We start from the raw sequence: 949 nt of genomic DNA, 5'->3' as shown, positions 1-949 counted from the left end.
CTCGAACACCACCCCGACCGGCCCGACCAACCACGAGGACCGGTCACCACCGACGCCCGCGACCCACTACGAGTCATCGGGGCACGACTGCGTCCCTGGAAAGGGCGGCTGCACGAGATCCGCGCAGTCCAGATCGGCCGCATGCGCACCACCACCAGCCGGGTTCCAGAAGGCCACCAGACACCGGTCCCGCGTCGAGGGACTGCGCTGGTGGTGGGGCTCGACCGGGCGCTACTCGACCGGCCGGCCGGACGCGGGGCACGACAAGCAGCACGAGAGGCACTCAGCGAACACCTACGCCAAATCCGGGAAGCCCGCCAGACTGCAACACAACCCAGTGACGACACTAGTGGCCGAAACCCGCTGGTAAGACCCTTACGGGTGCGTCCTCACGGATTGTCGGGGCCGTCCGGACCCGCGTGCTCGCGCCGCGCCGCGGCCAACACGTCACGCCGGACCCGATCGGGTACCCGATCCAGCGTCACAGACAGGCTGTCCAACACAGCGGCCATCGCCAACCCCGACGTCCTGACCCGCGACATCCCCGTGGTCATGGTCCTGGCCGGCTACCACCGCCCGATGTGCCTGATCGGGGCGCGCTGCACCGCGCCGGAGTGCCCCTGCACGTGCTCGCCGACCACGAAGGAGCCCTCGCCGACGCCGTCCTCGATCTCGTGATCAAACCGATCCTGCCCGACCTCGTCTCCGACGCCGCCCGCGCGGCGCAGAACGTCCAGGACGACGGCCGCACCAGCGGCGACGCCCTGACCGCCTACCACAACGTCCTGATCGCCGGGCGCGCCACGAACCGCGCGACCACCTGATCACCTCCGGCCAGGGCCTGTGCAACGAACGGTGGTTCCGGCCCGACACGCCGGACCTCAGCGTCCGGCGGGATGGGCACTGTGAGTGATGACATCAGACCCTATGGGCTCTGCTGAGAACGAGA

The 949-nt window shown here is 69.5% G+C and carries 1 protein-coding gene; it reads left to right on the top strand.

The features are described from left to right. Positions 1-581 precede the first annotated feature (581 nt). Positions 582-824 carry a hypothetical protein gene (locus FVA95_RS28975; RefSeq protein WP_161992531.1) on the top strand — a complete coding sequence of 81 codons (243 nt, stop codon included), beginning with the start codon at positions 582-584 and terminating at the stop codon, positions 822-824. The last annotated feature ends 125 nt before the right edge of the window (positions 825-949 follow it).

The organism is Pseudonocardia sp. EV170527-09 (genome assembly GCF_008369905.1).
In the GTDB taxonomy this organism is placed as follows: domain Bacteria; phylum Actinomycetota; class Actinomycetes; order Mycobacteriales; family Pseudonocardiaceae; genus Pseudonocardia.
Note: the sequence above shows the minus strand (reverse complement) of the source record. Positions and strands in the feature narration are given on the sequence as shown.